This window comes from Dyella sp. BiH032 (assembly GCF_031954525.1).
GTDB lineage: Bacteria > Pseudomonadota > Gammaproteobacteria > Xanthomonadales > Rhodanobacteraceae > Dyella_D.
The window spans coordinates 3,472,893-3,490,474 of sequence record NZ_CP134867.1; the positions used below are offsets into that span (position 1 = coordinate 3,472,893).

A 17,582-nucleotide genomic window follows, 5' to 3' on the forward strand; every position below is an offset into this window, starting at 1 on the left:
GGGCGCGGGTGCTAGTGGCCCGCGCCCTCGAATTTCTTTTCGCCGGCCGTAACCTCAAGTCCAAGGCGGTTCTCGGGCGGAGCGAGCGGACAGACCACATGCGGCGTGATGGCGCACGGGGGATTCTCCGCGAGATTGAAATCCAGCAGCACCTTGCCGTCCTTCGGCTTGTCCGCGTAGAGGAAACGCGCGCCACCGTAGGTCAGCTTGCCGGCGGTACGATCGCTGAAGACGAAGAACAGGCGGCCGTCCTCTTCCATGGGAGTGAGCGCGTAGCGACGACCATCGCGCTCGAACACCGCCTGTCCCGTGACCGGCTCGTCGTTTTCCGCGCCGGCGACATTGGCCATCCGGAGCGTGCGCGGTTCCGCAAAGGGCTCCCAGCGCGCCTCGATCTTCCATGACGGATCGATCGGGAAGTACGTCAACCCCGGAAAGTGCAGGCGCAAGGCCGAGGCGTTGTCCTTGGCCCGCAGGCCGCGGCGTCTGCCCGTCTCCACCACATAAAAATAGCGTTCCGGACCGAAGTAGGCGCGCGTCGGTTGACGCTCGCCGTGCGCACCTTGCGTCTGCATCGGTGCGGCACTGACTTCTTGTCCATCCACCTTGACGTGGACGCCGTCGGCCGCGCGAAAATCGATCGAGCCATCACCAGCCAGGCGCAGCACGCCCAGATGCGCGGGAGCATCCGGCACCTGGAAACGATTGTCGGCCGCGGAGCCCACAGTGTTGTCGCCCGGCTCGAGCCAGCCGGAAGCGACCAAGGCCAGATAGCCGTCCGCACGCCGCAGCGCTTCCACGCGCGAGGCGCGCGCCTGCTCCACCTGCGCCGCATATGTTCCGTTGTTCGCCGCCACTGACGGCCGGGCGAAGATCACCGACACGACCAGGGCAAGCGCGGCCATACCCGCCGTGCTCAGCGTGCCTCGCATGCTCAGTGCCCGCCGCGGTACTTCTTTTCGCCTGCGGTCACCGCAACGTCGAGCCGGTTCTCCGGCGGCGCCAGCGGACAGGTCGCAAACGGCGTGAACGCGCACGGCGGGTTATAAGCCTTGTTGAAATCCAGCACGACCTTGCCGTCCTTCGGCAAGGCAGCGTAGAGGAAGCGCGCGGCGCCGTAGGTTTCCTTGCCGGAAGTGCGGTCGGCCAGCACGAAGAACAGTTCTCCACCCGGCTCTTCCTGGTAAGGCAGCAGTTCGAAGGTATGCCCATCGCGGTGGAACACCGCCTTGCCCGGCACGTCGACTTTGTCGATGGTGCCGATCACCGAGCCGATCTCCAGTTTGTGCGGCGGATCGAACGGAACCCAGTCCGCCACTACGCGCCAGGACGGATCGAGCGCAAAGTAGTCGATCCCGAGGAAATGCTTGCGCGTTTCGGCTTCGCTGTCCTTCACGCGGAGCGCCTTGCGGCCATCGCGTTCGATCACATAGAAGTTGGCGGAGCCAAAGGCCACGGTGGTGGGCTTGCCCTCGCCGGCGTGCATGTCATCGATCAGCGCAGCTTCGCGCACGCTCTTGCCGTCGATGGTGGCGCCACTGTGCTCGTCCAGCGCGATATGCACCGCGCCGTCCTTCGCCACCCGCACTACGCCCAGATGCGCCGGCCCTGCTTTGAGCACGATGTCGTTGTCGGCGGCGCTGCCGACTCGGTTGTCGCCTTCATGCAGCCATTCCAGCCCGATCAGACTCAGCCAGCCCGTGGGTGCGGTGAGATTGGCGGTGCGCTTGGCGCGCCACTGCGCGATCTCCTGTGCGTAGTCGGCAGAGGCGGCGGCATGGGCGGTTTCGGCGTGCACGGTGACAACTCCAAGACTAAGGGCGACAACGAGGGCGAAAGCGGCGCGGCGCGGCATGGCAGGACCCATCGGTGAGCGAAGCCCGAGTATGGACGTCTATTTGCCGCAGCCGCAAGCGGCGCGTGGGCGGCTCAGCGCCCGCGCAGGAACAGCTTGTCCAGCTCGCCGAGGCTGAGCTGGGTCCAGGTGGGACGGCCATGGTTGCACTGGCCCGAGCGCTCGGTGGCTTCCATTTCGCGCAGCAGGGCGTTCATCTCGGGCTGTGAGAGACGCCGGCCCGCGCGCACCGAGCCATGGCAGGCCATCGTGGCGAGCAGCTCGTTTTCCAGTTCCTGCAGGCGGCGCGAGCTTCCGTGCAGCGCCAGTTCGGCCAGCACGTCACGGCACAGCTGCGCGACATCGGCGCCTTCCAGCAAGGCGGGAATGCGGCGCACCACTACACCCGAAGGCCCGCTGCGCGACAGTTCCAATCCCCACTCGGCCAATGCATCGGCATGTTCCTCGGCGGCGGCCGCTTCTTTCGCGCTCACGGAAACGTTCAGCGGCACCAGCAGGATCTGCGAACGCAGATTGCTGCAGGCCCGGCCTGTCTTGAGCTTTTCGTAGGTGATGCGCTCGTGCGCGGCGTGCATGTCCACCAGCACGAGGCCGTGCGCATTCTCGGCCAGGATGTAGATGCCTTTCAGTTGCGCAATGGCGAAACCGAGCGGTGGCGCTTCGTCGTCCTGTGCGGCCGGCATCGGCGCGTTCGCCGCCAACGATGGCTCCGCGGCGCGTGGCGCCTCGCCCAGCAAGGCGGCGTAATCGGCCAGGGGTTCGTCGCGGACGCCCAGGCTCAGGCGGCTCTGGCTGAACTGGCCTGACCACGCCGGCGTCGTCGTGACCGCCGGTGCGGCCACCGAGGCGGCGGCCGCGTAACTCGCGGCCACGGGCATGGCCTCGGCCGGCTCGCCAACCGCGGCGAAGCCGCTCAGGCCGGCGCGCGTCTGCGCCAGGGCCTCGTGCAGCGTGCGGAACAGAAAATCGTGCACCAGCCGCTGCTCGCGGAACCGCACTTCGTGCTTGGCCGGGTGCACGTTGACGTCCACGCCTGCGGGGTCCAGCTCCAGGTAAAGCGCGAAAGCCGGATGCCGGCCATGGAACAGCACGTCGGCATAGGCCTGCCGCACCGCGTGCGCTACCACGCGGTCGCGCACCAGACGCCCGTTGACGTAGAAGTATTGCGAGTCGGCCTGCGAACGCGAGGCCGTGGGCAAGCCCACCCAACCCGACAGGTGCAGCCCGGCGGCAGCGTAATCGATGCGCAGGCTCTGCGCGGGAAACTCCTCGCCCAGCACTTCCGCGACACGCTGGAGGGCCGCCTCCTCGTTCCTGGCGGCCTTGAGGATGCGTACCGGTTTGCCGTTGTGGCTGAGGCGGAACTCCACCGAGCCGCGCGCCAGCGCGAGCGACTTCAGCAGGTCGTCGATATGAGCGAATTCTGTGCGCTCGGCACGGAGGAACTTGCGCCGCGCCGGCACGTTGTAGAAGAGATCGCGCACCTCGACGCTGGTGCCCTGCGGATGCTGCGCGGGACGCGCCGCCTGCATCTTGCCGCCGTCGACCTCGATGCGGAACGCGGTGTCCTGCCCGCGCGCCCGCGACGTCAGCGCAAAACGCGCGACCGACGATACCGATGCCAGCGCTTCGCCGCGAAATCCCATGCTGGCGACGTGTTCGAGGTCATCGAAACTGCGAATCTTGCTCGTGGCGTGCGACGCGACCGCCAGCTGCAGATCGTCCGGCTCGATGCCGCCGCCGTCGTCGCGGATGCGGATCAGGCGCGAACCGCCCTGCTCGATGTCCACTTCGATCCGTGTGGCGCCAGCGTCGAGGCTGTTCTCGACCAGCTCCTTGACGACCGAGGAAGGACGCTCGATCACCTCACCGGCGGCGATCTGGTTGATGAGTTCGGGAGGCAACGGACGGATGACAGGCATCGGCGAAGCTTAAGACCTGTTTCCGGCCCACGAAAGTACGAACGCCACCCCGCGGGTGGCGCTCGCGCTACCGATGTCCCAGGGAATCAGCCGGACGGAATAGCCAGCACCATACCCGCGTGCACGGAATCGGTACTGATGCGGTTGGCGCTCTTCAGCGCGCTGATGGTGACGCCATATTGGCGCGCAATGCTGCGCAGGCTTTCGCCGGCCGTCACACGGTGCAGGTCGCGCACGTTGGCGTCGGCGCGTTCGACCGCCACCTTGCCGTCGCCGGACTTGGCCTGGCCGGCCATGGCCTTCGCCACCGCCTTGTTCGCCGCGCTGGAGACGGCGGCATCCGCGTCATCGTCGTCGTTCCGGGCCGACGCCACCATGGTGCCGTTGCGGCGCGCCGCCTGTGCGGCGAACCAGGTGCCCGGCGGCGGCGTGGACTCGAAATAACCGCGCACGCCCCCCATCACCGCCTCGGCCAGGCGGGACTGATGCGAGGGATCGCGCAGCTTGCGCTCCTCGTCCGGATTGCTGATGAACGCCGTCTCGACCAGGATCGAAGGCACGTCCGGCGAACGGAGCACCACGAAGTTGGCGCGTTCTACGTAGCCGCGGTGGGTCGGGCCCAGCCCGCCCAGCGCCTTGAGCACGTTGCCGGCGACCGCTTCGCTGGCCTGCATGGCATAGCCCTGCTGCAGGTCGAGCAGCACGGCGGCAAGGCTGTCGTCCTTGTCGTCCAGCGACACGCCGCCGATGAGGTCGGCGCGGTTTTCGCGGTCGGCCAGCCAGCGGGCCGCCTCGCTGGTCTTGCCGCGCGGCGAGAGCACCCACACGGAGGAGCCCTTGGCATCGCCGTTGATGAAGGCGTCGGCGTGGATCGACACGAACAGGTCCGCGTTGTTGCGCCGGGCGATCTCGTAGCGCTGTTTCAGCGGGATGAAGAAATCCGTGTCGCGCGTGAGCACGGCCTTCATGCCCGGCTGCTTGTTGATCTGCGCCGCCAGCTCGCGCGCCACGGCTAGCGTGACGTTCTTTTCCAGTGTGCCGCCGGGGCCATGCGCGCCCGGATCCTGGCCGCCATGGCCGGCGTCGACCGCCACCACGACCTTGCGCTCGCCGTTGAGCAGCGACGCGGCCTGGCGAGTGGACGCCATGCCGCTCTGGGTGGACTTGATGCTGTTCTTGCCCGACGGGGACGGCGTCTTGATAGTGACGGGCGCGGCCACGACAGCAGCTGCGTCGTCGCCGTCGTCATCGTCCTTCGCCGGAGCGTTGGCAGGCACCAAGGCCTTAGTCGGGGTGGAAGCCACGCCGGAGCCCGGGTAGACGTCCACCACCAGGCGGTAGCCGTATTCGGCGGCCGGCTTCAGCAGAAAGCTCTTGTAGTGGCTGGAAGCGTCGACCTTGGCGACCAGTTGCAGGCGGCCGCCCTGCTGGCTGCTTTCCAGGCCCTTGAACAGGCCCTGCCCCTTGGGAGCGGCGAAATCTCCGGCCAGCGCGCTGCGGTCCAGCTCGACCACGACCTGGTCGCCGTCCTGGCGCGCCTTGTACTCCAGGGGACCGGACACATCGAGCACGAGACGTGTGTACTCGGGGCCGGCCCAGACGCGTGCGGACTTCACGTCTGCGGCATGCACGGCGCACAAGGGCGCCACGGCCAGCGCCACGAGGCAAGAAAGCTGACGGATGGTGGTCGGATATCCCCTCATGGGCGGCATTGAAGCTCAGCACTTTCCTGAATGCAAGTGCTTTTCCCTTGAATATCCATGACCTGCAGCGGTTTTATCAGGCTGGATCCAGCTATCGGATGCAAACTGCACCCACCAAAGGGTCTCGCCTCCTTGGAGACCGCCGCAAAATCTCATTGACTACCGATACTTAGCGCTGCCCTGGCTCAGGCGTTGGCCGCCAGCCGTGCCAGCAGGCGGGTGCCGCGCGGGGTCAGGCCCGCCACGCGGGCGGTGCGGCCGGCTCCCGCATAGGCAAGGTCGATCTGCAGGTCCGGCGCCGGAAGCGCCCCCTTGCCGCGCTCCGGCCATTCGACCAGCACCAGGGCGGAGGGATCGGCCAACGCGTCCAGGCCCAGCCACTCCAGCTCGCCCGGATCGGCGATACGGTAAAGGTCCAGGTGCCAGGCTGTACGGTCGCCGAGGCGATACGACTCGATCAGGCTGTAGGTGGGACTCTTCACCCGCTCGCCCACGCCCAGCGCGCGCAGGAACGCCCGCGCGAAACTGGTCTTGCCCGCCCCGAGATCGCCGTGCAGATAGATCACCATGCCACCGTCGAGCGCGGCAGCCAGCCGGCCGCCGAAGGCGGTCGTGGCGGTTTCGTCGGGAAGCTCCTGCTGCAGCACGTTCATGGATCCTGTCCGTTGAGCAGCCGGCGCAGGGGAGCCAGCAAGTCGGTAGCCAGCAGGCCACGCTCGCCGCCCCGTGCGGCGGCGTCGCCGGCGCGTGCGTGCAGGCCCACGCCGAGGCAGGCCGCCGTCCAGATATCGCAGCCCTGGGCCATCAGCGCGGCGACGATACCGGTCAGCAGATCGCCCATGCCGCCGGAGGCCATGCCCGGATTGCCCCACGGGCAAACGGCGACGCGGCCATGCGAATCCGCGATAAGACTGCCCGCCCCTTTGAGGACGGCGACCGCGCCGTAGCGATGTGCCAGCGCGCGCGCGGCCGCGAAACGGTCCGCCTCCACCTCCGCGACGGAATGCCCCAGCAGGCGGGCCGCCTCGCCCGGGTGCGGCGTGATCACCGCCGGCTGCTCGAACCGGCGCGGCTCGCGTGCCAGCAGGTTGAGGCCGTCCGCATCCACCACCACGGGCTTGCCGGCGTCGAGCGCCGTCAACCACAGCGCATGTCCCCATGCACCCTGACCCAGCCCCGGCCCTAGCGCGAGCACGTCGGCGCGTTCCAGCAGCGGCTGCAGTGATTGCGGGCCGTCTACGCCGTGCGGCATCAGCTCCGGCCTGGCGGCATGGATCGCGAACAGGTTCGCGTCGCGCGTCGCCAGGCTGACCAGACCAGCGCCGGCCCGCAATGCGGCCTCGCCGCACAGGCGGATCGCGCCGGCTGTCCCGAAGTCGCCGCCGATCGCGAGCACGTGCCCGTTGTCGCCTTTGTGCGCGTGGCGCGCACGCCGCGGCAACGTCTCCGCGCGCAGCAGCGTCGCGTCGGGCTGGACGTCCTCCCACAGCGCTTCCGGCAAGCCGAGCGTGTCGAGTTCGAGCGTGCCCACGCAGTCCGGCGCGCGCCCGGTATGCAACCCGCGCTTGTGCGCAATGAAGGTGACCGTGACGTTAGCCTTGATGGCTTCCCCCGGGCACTGCCCGGTATCGGCCTGCAACCCGGACGGCAGATCCAACGCGAGGATCGGCTGACCGCAGTGGTTCAAGCGCCAGATGAGATCGGCCGCGTGGCGCTCGGGCGCGCGCGTCAGGCCGGTACCGAACAGCGCCGCCACATGCACGTCCGCCATCGGCAGATCCGCGGCCTCGTCCCACAACCGTACGCGCCCGCCGGCCTGCTCGAAGCGCGCGCGGGCGGTGGCTGCATCGCCGCGCGACTCGCCGGTAAGCGCGAACAGCGCGACCTGGAAACCCGCATCCAGCGCCAGCGCGCCCAGCAGGAAACCATCGCCACCGTTGTTGCCCGGGCCGCAATACACTGCGATGCCCCGCGCATCGGGCCAGTGGCGCCGCAGCGAGGCGAAGCCGGCGGCCGCGGCGCGCCGCATCAGCTCGATGCCGGGGATGCCCAGCTCCTGGATCGCGCGCCGGTCCAGCGCGCGTACCTGTTCGACGGTATAGAGCTCGTGGCTGTGCAGGCGGGTCGGCGTCATGCACCGGATTATAGACATCGGCCGTCCACCGCATCGGCGGACTTACAATGGCCGCCATGCGCGCCTCGTCCCCCATCGCCCACGACTACGCGGCTCTTGCCGGCGACATCAAGCGCTGGGCGTGGGAACTCGGGTTCGCCGACGCGGGCATCGCGGGCATCGAGCTGGGCGAGGACGAGCAGCACCTGCTGCGCTGGCTCGACAATGGCCATCACGGCGAGATGGACTACATGTCCCGCCACGGCACCAAACGCAGCCGTCCCGCCGAACTGGAACCGGGCACGCTGCGCGTGATCTCCGTACGCATGGATTACGTGCCGCCGGGCACGCGCAACGCCTGGAACGTACTGGAAGATCCGGAGGCCGGCTACGTGGCGCGTTATGCGCTCGGCCGCGACTATCACAAGCTGATGCGCAACCGCCTGCAGAAGCTGGCCGAGCGCATCCATGCCCAGGTGGGCGATTTCGGCTATCGCGCTTACGTCGACTCCGCACCGGTGCTGGAGAAAGCGCTCGGCCGCAATGCTGGGCTCGGCTGGATCGGCAAGCATACGGTGCTGATCAATCGCCGCGCCGGCTCGTACTTTTTCCTCGGCGAGCTGTATACCGACCTGCCGTTGCCGATGGACGAGCCGGCTACCGCGCACTGCGGCACATGCCGCCGCTGCATCGACATCTGTCCTACCCAGGCCATCGTCGCGCCCTACCGGCTGGATGCGCGGCGCTGCATTTCCTATCTGACTATCGAGCTCAAGGGGAGCATCCCCGAGGAACTGCGCGCGCCGATGGGCAACCGCATCTTCGGTTGCGACGACTGCCAACTGATCTGCCCCTGGAACAAGTTCGCGCGCGATGCTAGCGAGCCCGACTTCGCGCCCCGCCACAGCCTCGATGGCGCCCGGTTGGTGGAGCTGTTCGCGTGGAGCGAAGAAGAGTTTCTTCGCCGTACCGAAGGCATGGCGATTCGCCGCACGGGCTACGAGGGATGGCTGCGCAATGTTGCGGTAGCGCTGGGCAATGCGCCCGGCACGACAGAGGTCGTCGCTGCGCTGCGCACCCGGGCAGATCATCCCTCGCCCGTGGTGCGCGAGCACGTCGCCTGGGCGCTGGCGCGGCACCAGGCGGCGTAAGCGCGAGCTCAGCCTTCGCGGCGCTGCTGGATTTCCTCGATCAGCGCGCGCGTGCCGGAATCGAACCCAGTAAGGTCATCAACCTGCCCTTCCAACGCAGGCAGGATCTGTCGCGCGATGCCCTTGCCCAGTTCCACGCCCCACTGGTCGAAGGCATTGATGTTCCACAGGTGGCCGAGCATGAAGACCTTGTGCTCGTACAGCGCGATCAGCGCGCCGAGGCTTTCCGGCGTGAGCGAGTCGAGCAGGATTACGGTGCTGGGCCGATCGCCGGGGAAGGTGCGCTGCGCGGCGAGCACGCGGCGCGCCGCTTCGTCGCCACCCTTCGCCTCGGCAAGCGCTTCGTCGAACGTCTTGCCGAGCGCGAGCGCGGCAGCCTGGGCGAGCAGGTTGGACAGCAGCGCGTCGTGGTTGGCGCGCAGCGGATGCGCCGGGCGCACCACGCCAATGAACTCGAGCGGCACGGTATCCGTGCCCTGGTGCAACGACTGGAAGTAGGCGTGCTGCGCATTGGTGCCGACGCTGCCCCATACCACCGGCGAAGTGTCCTGCGCTACCGGCTCGCCCTGCGGGGTCACCTGCTTGCCCAGGCTCTCCATTTCCAACTGCTGCAGGTACGAAGTGAGATCGCCGAGCAGGTCCGCATACGGCACCACGGCACGGCTCGCACGACCCAGTGCGTTGCGGTTCCAATATTCGACCAGGCTGAGCAGCACCGGCAGGTTCTCGTGCCAGGGCGTGCTGCGGAAGTGGTCGTCGATGCGCGCCGCACCGGAAAGCAGCGCGCGGAAATGCTCGATGCCCACCGCCAACGCCAGCGACAGCCCCACCGCCGACCAGAGCGAGAAGCGCCCACCGACGAAATCCCACATCGGATAGATGTTGGACGTCGCCACGCCCCAGCGCTCGGCCTCGGCGGTGTTCGCACTGACCGCGAGGAAATGCCGCGAGGCAGCCCGCGCATCGCTGTCGTAGGCGCGCAGGATCCAGTCCCGCAGCACATTGGCATTGAGCAGGGTTTCCTGCGTAGTGAAGGTCTTGGAGACCACGATCACCAACGTGCGGCGCGGGTCGAGCTGCCGCATCAGTTCGTGCGCGGACTGGCCGTCGACATTGGTGAGGAAATGGCTGCGCAATTCGGGCGCATGGAACGGCGCGAGCGCACGCACCGCCAGGCGCGGGCCGAGGTCGGAACCGCCGATACCGATGTTCACCACGTCGGTGATCTTGGCCGGCAGGCCCATGCCCGCCGACTCGCCGCGCTCGACGGCGCGTACCAGCTCCTCGATGCGATGCAGGGTGTGTTCGATCTCCTTGCGCGCATCGCTCGGCGCCACCGGGGGAAGGCGCGAGCCGCTCGCGCGCAGCGCGGTGTGCAGCACGGCACGGCCTTCGGAGGTATTGATGGGCTCGCCGGCGAACATGGCGTCCCGGGCGCGCTGCCAACCGCTGGCCTCGACATGCTCGCCGAGCGCGCGCAGCGCCGCGTCATCGATCTTCTGGCGGCTCAGGTCCAGCAGCAGCGGGCCGACACGATGGCGAAGGCGCTCGCCGCGTTCACGATCCTTCAGCAGATCGCGCAGATGCGTGCGCGACAGACGTTCGACGTGTGCGGCCAGGAAGGACGGACTGCGCTGGGGCGACATAGGCTCGTGCTTGGCGGGGATGGGAACCCCGATCTTAGAGCCAGTGCGCGGCCTGCGTGTAGCCCGCGAAACGCATCGATGCGCGCCGCGTGCCCTGGAATGCGAACAGGCCGCCATGAGGCGGCCTGCTTGCGGATGAAAAAGACCGGTGGTCCGGCAGATGCCCGCCGGATCGGCGGGCTTCAGGCCGCGGCCATCTGCTTCGGAATGGAACGGTTGGTATGCGAAATGACGTTGTTCGCATCGACATAGACCAGCGTAGGCTGGAACTGAGCCAGCTCGGCTTCCGACAGCTGCGCGAAAGCGGCGATGATGACCAGGTCGCCCGGCTGGGCGCGATGGGCCGCGCTGCCGTTGACCGAAATGATGCCGGAACCCTCTTCGGCACGCAGCGCATAGGTGACGAAGCGCTTGCCGTTGTTGATGTTCCACGCGTGGATCTGCTCGTACTCGCGGATGCCGGAGGCATCGAGCAACAGGCCATCGATGGCGATCGAGCCTTCGTAGTGCAGCTCGGCGTGCGTCACCGTCGCGCGGTGGATCTTGGCCTTGAGCATGTTCAGATTCATGGCATGACTTCCAGCAGAAAAGGTCTGCGTAGCGGGCAATTATCGGACCCCGGGCCCGCCCCCCGCAATGAGGGCCGGCCCGGGCCGTACATGGGGACGGTTCAATCGAAGGGCAAGTTGTCGATCAGCCGGGTGCTGCCCAGGCGGGCGGCGATCAGCGCCACCAGGCCGTCGCGCTCGCCTTCGGCGGGCTCGGCGAGGTCCTCGGCACGACGGATGGCCGCGTAATCCGGCTCGAAGCCGGCACGGGCCAGCTTGGAGGCCGCGGCCTGCTCGACGACCTTGATCGCGTGCCCCTTGAGCACCAGCTCGCGCATCTGCAGCAAGGTGGCGTGAATCTGCGGCGCCAGCTCGCGCTCGGCCGGCGAAAGGTATTGGTTGCGGGAGCTGAGGGCCAGGCCGTCCTCGGCGCGCAGCGTGGGCGCGCCCATCACTTTCACCGGCAGGGCCAGGTCGCGCACCATGCGCTCGATGACCTTCAGCTGCTGGAAGTCCTTCTGCCCGAACACGGCCACGTCCGGCTGTACCAGGTTGAAGAGCTTGCACACCACCGTGGCCACGCCATCGAAATGGCCCGGGCGATGCGCACCCTCCAGGGTGTCCGTCACCTGCGGCACATGCACGCTGACGCTGTTGGCATGGCCGAACGGATACATGGTGGCCACCTCCGGCGCGAACAGCAGGTCGCAGCCCTGCTCGGCCAGCCCGGCCTGGTCCTGCGTCAGCGTGCGCGGATAGCGCTCGAAATCCTCGTTCGGGCCGAACTGGGTGGGATTGACGAACACGCTCGCCACCACGCGGTCCGTGCGCGCGCGGGCGAGCTTGATCAGCGAGTGGTGGCCGGCGTGGAGGTTGCCCATGGTCGGCACGAAACCCACGGTCTGGCCCTGGGAGCGCCAGCCGCGGATCACGGCGCGCAATGCCGCAGCGTCTTGCACGGTCTGCATGGAAGTCTGGTCTCAGCTGAAGCAGTGTTCGGGGGCCGGGAAAGCGCCGCTGCGCACGTCCTCGGCATAGGCGGCGATCGCGGCCGCGACAGAATCGCGCCCGGCCAGGAAATCCTTGCTGAACTTCGGCCGCTTGCCCGGCGTGATGCCGAGCATGTCCTGCAGCACCAACACCTGGCCGTCGCAATGCGGCCCGGCGCCGATGCCGATCACCGGGATGCCGACCGCCTCGGTGACGCGCTGGCCCAGCGCGGTCGGCACGCCTTCGAGCACGAGCAAGTCCGCACCGGCCTGTTCCACGGCCTCGGCTTCGGCCACGACGCGGTCGGCGGCCTCCTGCTCGCGGCCCTGAATACGGAAACCGCCGAACTTGTGCACCGATTGCGGGGTCAGGCCGAGATGTGCGCACACCGGGATCGCCCGCGTCACCAGCGCATGGATGCCGTCCAGGATATGAGGCGCGGCGCCTTCGATCTTCACAGCCGCCGCGCCGCCTTCTCCCACCAGTCGCGCGCCGGCCTCCAGCAGGTGCGGCACGTCACGGTCGGCCATGAAAGGCAGGTCGCTGATCAGCAGCGTAGCGGAGAGACCGCGGGCCACCGCGGCCGTGTGATAGACCATGTGATCCAGCGTCACAGGCAGCGTGCTCTTGTGCCCCTGCACCACCATGCCCAGGGAATCGCCAACGAGAGCGACGTCGACGCCCGCGGCTTCCAGCTGCCAGGCGAAGCTGTAGTCGTAAGCGGTAAGCATGACGATCCGCCGGCCCTCGGCCTTCATGGCGCGCAGGCCGGGAACGGTCACGGGCTTGCGGACGGGGGCGTTGGCGTTTTGAACGTACACGGAGATTCCTTAGGGAAAAGGAAGACGCCGATTATCCGCCGCATCGCACAAAAGGCTCAAGGCAAGGCCTCGCACCCACTGGGATCCAGGGCGGCAAGCATGGCGGCGACATGGCCCTGGCCGGGAATCTCCAGATCCGGCGCCAGGTCGTTCAGCGGCAGCAGCACGAAGGCGCGCTCGGCGATGCGCGGGTGCGGCAGGGTCAGGCGGAGATCGTCGCTACGCACGCCATCCATGTGCAGCAGGTCCAGGTCCAGCGTGCGCGGCCCCCAGCGCTCGCCTTCCCGCACGCGGCCGGCGGCGCGCTCGATGCCTAGCAGGGCATCCAGCAGTTCAGCCGGAGCCAGCGCGGTATCGAGCCGTACGGCCGCGTTGAGAAAAGGAGGCTGGTCTACCACGCCCCATGGCGGCGTGCGGTAGATGCGCGAGCGGCCGTCTACCCGCGTCTGCGGCAACCGCTCCATGGCGTCGATGGCTTCCGTCAGGTACCGCCGAGAATCGCCAAGATTGCTGCCAAGCGCGACGTACGCGATGGTCACGCGGCGCCCGACTTGCCGTCGGGCTTGCGTCGGCGCCGGCGCTTGCGCGGCTTGGGCGCGGGCGAACCGCCGCCCGTGGGCGGCACGTCGGCGCCCGGTGCGCCGGACAGCGCGGCGGCCAGGGTCTCCTGCGGCAACTGCTGTGCGTGCAGCCACCACTGCCCCAGCTCGCCAATGGCGGCCGATTCCGCCTTGCGCAGCAACAGGAAATCGAACGCGGCACGGAAGCGCGGATGCGCCATCAGGCGGAACACGCGCTTGCGCTGCACCTGCTCGAACCGCGGCTGCAGCGCCCAGATCTCTTCCATGGTGATGGTGAAGCGCCGCGGGATAGCTACTCGCTGGCACTGCTCGGACACCACGTGGGCGACCGCGCGACCCCAGGCCTGCGAAGGCTCGACGCCCTTGACGATCCACGCATGCGCCAAGTCGCGTACCTCGCCCCACAGCAGCACGGCGAACAGGAAGGCCGGCGTCACCGACTTGCCTTCGGCAACGCGCGCGTCGGTATTGCGCAGCCCTTCCTCGATCAAGGCCCGCAAGGCCTCGTCGCCACGCTTGAGCGAGCGCGCGGTCGCCGGAAACATGAACTTGAGCAGCCCGCTCTGTTCGAGCATGCGGAAGCTCTTCAGGCCATGCCCGCTCAGGAACAGCTTGAGCGATTCGTCGAACAGCCGCGCCGGCGACGCGTCCAGCAGCAGCGGACCGAGCTCCTCGAACGGCGCCGCGGCTGCGGCGTCGATGCGGAAGTTCAGCTTCGCTGCCAGGCGCACCGCGCGCAGCATGCGCACGGGGTCCTCGCGATAGCGGGTGACCGGATCGCCGATCAGGTGCAATACGCGGTTCTCCACGTCCTGCATGCCGCCGACATAGTCGCGCACGGAGAAATCGCTGATGTCGTAGTAGAGCGCGTTGACGCGGAAGTCGCGGCGCAGCGCGTCCTCCTCGATGCTGCCCCAGACGTTGTCGCGCACGATGCGGCCGTCGACGATGTGGCGGTCGCCGCCCTCGCCGTCGTCCTCGCCAGTACCGCGGAAAGTGGCCACCTCGATGATCTCCGGCCCATAGACCACGTGGGCCAGGCGGAAACGGCGGCCGATCAGGCGGCAATTGCGGAAAAGCTTCTTGACGTCTTCCGGCGTAGCGTTGGTGGCCACGTCGAAGTCTTTCGGGTGTCCGCCGAGCAGGAGATCGCGCACGGCGCCCCCGACCAGAAAGGCGTCGTAGCCGGCTTCATGAAGGCGGTACAGCACGCGCAGCGCGGCCTTGCTGATGTTCTTGCGCGATATCACGTGCTGCTCGCGCGGAATGATGCGCAGCGACGGCGTTGCCTCGTTCCTTGCTTTCAAGTTCAAGCGGTTTGAATCCTTGCAGCGAAAGGGTGCCCGCGCGGCTGCCCCGGTTGGACCCGGGAAAAGCCCCATGGCGGCGTCATCGCCGCGGGCATGAAACGTTGTCGCGGAGGCATTGCCGGCCGAAACAATTCCGCTATACTACCGCGCTCCGGTGCTTTTCGCTCCCTTCGTCTAGTGGCCTAGGACACCGCCCTCTCAAGGCGGGAACACGAGTTCGAACCTCGTAGGGAGCGCCACTTCCGGGTCCGCACAGACCCCTTCCCGGCATACTCCAAGGCGCGCGACAGCATGACCTTTGTCGTCACCGACAACTGCATCAAGTGCAAGTACACCGACTGCGTCGAAGTATGCCCCGTCGACGCCTTCCACGAAGGTCCCAACTTCCTCGTGATCGATCCGGACGAGTGCATCGACTGCACCCTCTGCGAGCCGGAGTGCCCGATCAATGCGATCTATCCGGAAGACGACGTGCCCGCCGGGCAGGAACAGTTCGTGGCGCTGAATGCCGAGCTGGCGAAAGACTGGCCGGTGATCACCGAGCGCAAGGATGGCCTGCCGGACGCGAAGGAATGGGAAAACCAGCCACACAAGCTGAAGTATCTGCAGCGCTGACTCCATTCCGTCTGCCATAAAAAAGCCGCCTCAAGGGCGGCTTTTTTTGTGGGCCGAGCAAGGCCAGGGAGGGCGGGATCAGCTCCCGCCCAGGCGCGCCTTGAGGGTATCGACCACCTTGGCCACGGACGCGGCGTCGCCCTGCGCGCGAACCTCGCTGGCACTCTGGCCGCTGGGGCCGATCGCCACCTGCACCTGGTGCGGCGCTGCGCCGGGCGCGGCGGCCGACTGCTTGCCGCCGCCGAACATGCGGCGGAAGAAGCCCGGCTTGTTGCCCTGGGCGGCCGAGGCCACCACGCTCAGCGTATAGGTATGGGCGGCATCGTCGTGGGCGACGACCTGGCCGATGTCCCCCTGCTCGAGGGCCTGGCCCACGCGGCGGTAGGCGTTGTCGACCGTATCGGAAAGCACGAAGCCGTCGGCGATCACGCCGCCACCCTTGCCCACCCGGGCGGTGGCGCCGTTGGCGGTCGGGTTGTTGGCACCCTGCTCGGGGATCACCAGCGCGGCGCTGGTCGAGGGGGTGTCCAGGCCCGGCGGGATCTCCAGCGGCGATTCCTGCTTGGCGGCTTCCCAGGCCTTCTCCGAGCGGAACATGCCACAGCCGGAAAGCAGCAAGGCGGACAGGGCCAGGGCCGGGAAGGCGACGACGAGCGGGGATTTCTTCATTGAATTGGAGTTCCGTTGAGAGATCGGGCGGCCGTCAGGCCGCATTTGCCAAGGATGCCAGAGCCGTGAGCGCTTCGGCGATGCGCGTCCGCTCCGCCCCTTCCTGCAGTTCAACCAGCGGCAGGCGCGGCACCGCCGAACCCAGCCCCAGGACCGGCAGGCCGGCCTTCACGGCGATGGGGTTGGGCGCGCAGTTGAGCGCCTGCACCAGCGGCCTGAGCGCCTCGTCACAGCGCGCCGTGGCCACCCTGTCGCCGGCGGTCGCCGCGTCGCAGAGCTCGCGGAATGCCTTGGGCGCCAGGTTTGCCACCACCGAGATGGTACCGGCCGCGCCGGCCAACATGGCTTTGCCGGCAGTCGGGTCGTCACCGGACAGGTAGACGAAATCCGCGCGCGCAAGTTCCGCCAGCGCGTGGATGCGCTCGTCGCTGCCGACAGCTTCTTTGATGCCGATGATGGAGGCGTGGTCACGCAGCGCCGCGGCGGTCTCGGGCAGCAGGTCGCAGCCGGTGCGCGTGGGCACGTTGTAGAGGATGACCGGCAGGCCGCCCTTGTCGGCGACCTCCGTGAAATGGCGGCGCAGGCCTTCCTGCGTCGGGCGCACGTAGAACGGCGCCACCACGAGGGCGGCATGGGCGCCCAGTTCCTTGGCGCGGCGCGTCAAGGCGACGGTCTTGGCCGTACCCGCCTCGCCCGTGCCGGCGATCACCGTGATGCGCCCGGCCACCCGCTGCACCGCGAAGGCCAGGAGTTTCTCGTATTCGTCATGCTCGAGCATGTGCGCCTCGCCGGTGGAGCCGGCGACCACCACCGCTTCGGTCCCGCCCGCGATCTGGTAGTCGAGCAGGCGCCCGAAGGCGTCCAGATCCAGCGCGCCGTCCGACGTGAACGGGGTCGCCAGGGCGCAGATGCTTCCACGAATCTTCAAGACACACTCCGGCAAAAGCCAAGCTCCGCATGTTACTTGCGACCTCGGAGGGGCGACAAGTAAGCTCCCCGGGCCTCGCGCCGCCGTCCCGTGCAGTGCGCCGCCTAGCCACAGGCCATTCTCTTGAACCGTTCCTCACGTACCGGCAACGACCATCAGCTGCTGATCCAGACGCTGACCCCGTCATCGCGGACTCCCTTGCTGGGTCTCGCCCGCCGGATCGCCGACGCTGGCTGCAACCTGGCCGACGCCCGGGTCGCGACGATCGGCATGGATACCTCGCTGACCCTGCTCGCGACCGGCTCCTGGGACGCAGTGGCCAAGCTGGAATCGGCCTTGACCAAGGTCGCCCGCGAGGAGGACCTGCACCTGGTGCACTACCGCACCGACGCCCGCGGCCAGGCTTCCCGGCTGCTGCCTTATCTGGTGGAAGTCATTTCGGCGGACCGGCCGGGCATCCTGGTGCGGATCATCGACTTCTTCGATCGCCATGGCATTGCCGTGGAACAGCTGCATTCCATGCGCTATCAGGCCATGCAGACCGGCGCGCAGATGTTCCAGGCCCAGATCACGGTGGGGATTCCCGCCGACACGCACATCGCCGCATTGCGCGATGACTTCCTGGAGTTCTGCGACGGACTGAACCTGGATGCCATCATGGATCCGGTGAAGTTCTGACCTCTCCGCCGCCGGAAAAAAAACCGTTCCGGCGCATTCTGCGCGGGAGACC

Annotated in this window: 17 protein-coding genes and 1 tRNA gene; 4 read left to right on the forward strand and 14 right to left on the reverse strand. The window is 67.9% G+C overall.

Annotated elements, in window-relative coordinates; translation table 11 throughout:
• Positions 1-11: 11 nt before the first annotated feature.
• The 6 genes from RKE25_RS15185 to RKE25_RS15210 all read right to left on the reverse strand — a co-directional run bounded on the left by RKE25_RS15185 (position 12) and on the right by RKE25_RS15210 (position 7,614).
• Positions 12-932 carry a DUF1684 domain-containing protein gene (locus RKE25_RS15185; protein WP_311838936.1) on the reverse strand — a complete coding sequence of 307 codons (921 nt, stop codon included), beginning with the start codon at positions 930-932 and terminating at the stop codon, positions 12-14.
• 2 nt (positions 933-934) lie between these two features.
• Positions 935-1,855, reverse strand: a complete 921-nt coding sequence (locus RKE25_RS15190; protein WP_311838937.1) for a DUF1684 domain-containing protein — start codon at positions 1,853-1,855, stop codon at positions 935-937.
• 74 nt (positions 1,856-1,929) lie between these two features.
• On the reverse strand, positions 1,930-3,777 hold the full coding sequence (gene mutL, locus RKE25_RS15195; protein WP_311838938.1) for a DNA mismatch repair endonuclease MutL: 1,848 nt from the start codon (positions 3,775-3,777) through the stop codon (positions 1,930-1,932).
• A gap of 86 nt (positions 3,778-3,863) precedes the next feature.
• The gene (locus tag RKE25_RS15200; protein ID WP_311838939.1) at positions 3,864-5,489 is read right to left on the reverse strand and encodes an N-acetylmuramoyl-L-alanine amidase; all 1,626 of its coding nucleotides are present in this window, start codon (positions 5,487-5,489) and stop codon (positions 3,864-3,866) included.
• 176 nt (positions 5,490-5,665) lie between these two features.
• On the reverse strand, positions 5,666-6,133 hold the full coding sequence (gene tsaE, locus RKE25_RS15205; RefSeq protein ID WP_311838940.1) for a tRNA (adenosine(37)-N6)-threonylcarbamoyltransferase complex ATPase subunit type 1 TsaE: 468 nt from the start codon (positions 6,131-6,133) through the stop codon (positions 5,666-5,668).
• Complete coding sequence (locus RKE25_RS15210) at positions 6,130-7,614, reverse strand: NAD(P)H-hydrate dehydratase (RefSeq protein WP_311838941.1); 1,485 nt, start codon at positions 7,612-7,614, stop codon at positions 6,130-6,132. The genes tsaE and RKE25_RS15210 overlap by 4 nt, the downstream gene beginning before the upstream one ends.
• 56 nt (positions 7,615-7,670) lie before the next feature.
• Between RKE25_RS15210 and queG the strand changes: the two genes are divergently transcribed.
• Positions 7,671-8,744, forward strand: a complete 1,074-nt coding sequence (gene queG, locus RKE25_RS15215; protein ID WP_311838942.1) for a tRNA epoxyqueuosine(34) reductase QueG — start codon at positions 7,671-7,673, stop codon at positions 8,742-8,744.
• A gap of 8 nt (positions 8,745-8,752) precedes the next feature.
• On the opposite strand, the gene pgi is transcribed toward queG, so the two are convergent.
• The 6 genes from pgi to pcnB all read right to left on the reverse strand — a co-directional run bounded on the left by pgi (position 8,753) and on the right by pcnB (position 14,643).
• On the reverse strand, positions 8,753-10,390 hold the full coding sequence (pgi, locus tag RKE25_RS15220) for a glucose-6-phosphate isomerase (RefSeq protein WP_311838943.1): 1,638 nt from the start codon (positions 10,388-10,390) through the stop codon (positions 8,753-8,755).
• Between the two features lie 182 nt (positions 10,391-10,572).
• Complete coding sequence (panD, locus tag RKE25_RS15225; protein WP_311838944.1) at positions 10,573-10,959, reverse strand: aspartate 1-decarboxylase; 387 nt, start codon at positions 10,957-10,959, stop codon at positions 10,573-10,575.
• A 101-nt stretch (positions 10,960-11,060) separates the two neighbouring features.
• Positions 11,061-11,906, reverse strand: a complete 846-nt coding sequence (panC, locus tag RKE25_RS15230; RefSeq protein ID WP_311838945.1) for a pantoate--beta-alanine ligase — start codon at positions 11,904-11,906, stop codon at positions 11,061-11,063.
• Positions 11,907-11,918: 12 nt separating this feature from the next.
• Positions 11,919-12,749, reverse strand: a complete 831-nt coding sequence (panB, locus tag RKE25_RS15235) for a 3-methyl-2-oxobutanoate hydroxymethyltransferase (RefSeq protein WP_311838946.1) — start codon at positions 12,747-12,749, stop codon at positions 11,919-11,921.
• A gap of 56 nt (positions 12,750-12,805) precedes the next feature.
• A complete protein-coding gene (gene folK / locus RKE25_RS15240) occupies positions 12,806-13,288 on the reverse strand; it encodes a 2-amino-4-hydroxy-6-hydroxymethyldihydropteridine diphosphokinase (RefSeq protein WP_311838947.1) in 483 nt (160 codons plus the stop codon).
• Entirely contained in the window at positions 13,285-14,643 is a 1,359-nt protein-coding gene (pcnB, locus tag RKE25_RS15245; protein ID WP_311838948.1) for a polynucleotide adenylyltransferase PcnB, read from the reverse strand. The genes folK and pcnB overlap by 4 nt, the downstream gene beginning before the upstream one ends.
• Before the next feature lie 160 nt (positions 14,644-14,803).
• Here pcnB and RKE25_RS15250 point away from each other — a divergent pair.
• Both RKE25_RS15250 and fdxA read left to right on the forward strand, forming a co-directional pair.
• Positions 14,804-14,879: transfer RNA gene (locus tag RKE25_RS15250), tRNA-Glu, on the forward strand.
• Between the two features lie 52 nt (positions 14,880-14,931).
• Positions 14,932-15,255 (forward strand): ferredoxin FdxA, encoded by a 324-nt coding sequence (gene fdxA / locus RKE25_RS15255; protein WP_311838949.1) that lies wholly within the window; start codon positions 14,932-14,934, stop codon positions 15,253-15,255.
• A gap of 78 nt (positions 15,256-15,333) precedes the next feature.
• Here the strand turns inward: fdxA and RKE25_RS15260 are convergent, their stop codons facing one another.
• On the reverse strand, positions 15,334-15,924 hold the full coding sequence (locus RKE25_RS15260; RefSeq protein WP_311838950.1) for a hypothetical protein: 591 nt from the start codon (positions 15,922-15,924) through the stop codon (positions 15,334-15,336).
• A 34-nt stretch (positions 15,925-15,958) separates the two neighbouring features.
• Positions 15,959-16,852 (reverse strand): 4-hydroxy-tetrahydrodipicolinate synthase, encoded by an 894-nt coding sequence (dapA, locus tag RKE25_RS15265; protein WP_311838951.1) that lies wholly within the window; start codon positions 16,850-16,852, stop codon positions 15,959-15,961.
• A 159-nt stretch (positions 16,853-17,011) separates the two neighbouring features.
• Here dapA and RKE25_RS15270 point away from each other — a divergent pair, with 159 nt between their 5' ends.
• On the forward strand, positions 17,012-17,530 hold the full coding sequence (locus RKE25_RS15270; RefSeq protein ID WP_311842404.1) for an ACT domain-containing protein: 519 nt from the start codon (positions 17,012-17,014) through the stop codon (positions 17,528-17,530).
• Positions 17,531-17,582: the final 52 nt, after the last annotated feature.

Bases quoted from the DNA above. Each gene is read 5' to 3' on its own strand.
- pgi (WP_311838943.1), bottom strand. From the start codon at position 10,390: ATGTCGCCCCAGCGCAGTCCGTCCTTCCTGGCCGCACACGTCGAACGT.
- RKE25_RS15185 (WP_311838936.1), bottom strand. From the start codon at position 932: ATGCGAGGCACGCTGAGCACGGCGGGTATGGCCGCGCTTGCCCTGGTC.
- mutL (WP_311838938.1), bottom strand. From the start codon at position 3,777: ATGCCTGTCATCCGTCCGTTGCCTCCCGAACTCATCAACCAGATCGCC.
- fdxA (WP_311838949.1), top strand. From the start codon at position 14,932: ATGACCTTTGTCGTCACCGACAACTGCATCAAGTGCAAGTACACCGAC.
- RKE25_RS15210 (WP_311838941.1), bottom strand. From the start codon at position 7,614: ATGACGCCGACCCGCCTGCACAGCCACGAGCTCTATACCGTCGAACAG.
- RKE25_RS15200 (WP_311838939.1), bottom strand. From the start codon at position 5,489: ATGCCGCCCATGAGGGGATATCCGACCACCATCCGTCAGCTTTCTTGC.
- panC (WP_311838945.1), bottom strand. From the start codon at position 11,906: ATGCAGACCGTGCAAGACGCTGCGGCATTGCGCGCCGTGATCCGCGGC.
- panD (WP_311838944.1), bottom strand. From the start codon at position 10,959: ATGAATCTGAACATGCTCAAGGCCAAGATCCACCGCGCGACGGTGACG.
- RKE25_RS15190 (WP_311838937.1), bottom strand. From the start codon at position 1,855: ATGCCGCGCCGCGCCGCTTTCGCCCTCGTTGTCGCCCTTAGTCTTGGA.
- queG (WP_311838942.1), top strand. From the start codon at position 7,671: ATGCGCGCCTCGTCCCCCATCGCCCACGACTACGCGGCTCTTGCCGGC.
- tsaE (WP_311838940.1), bottom strand. From the start codon at position 6,133: ATGAACGTGCTGCAGCAGGAGCTTCCCGACGAAACCGCCACGACCGCC.
- RKE25_RS15260 (WP_311838950.1), bottom strand. From the start codon at position 15,924: ATGAAGAAATCCCCGCTCGTCGTCGCCTTCCCGGCCCTGGCCCTGTCC.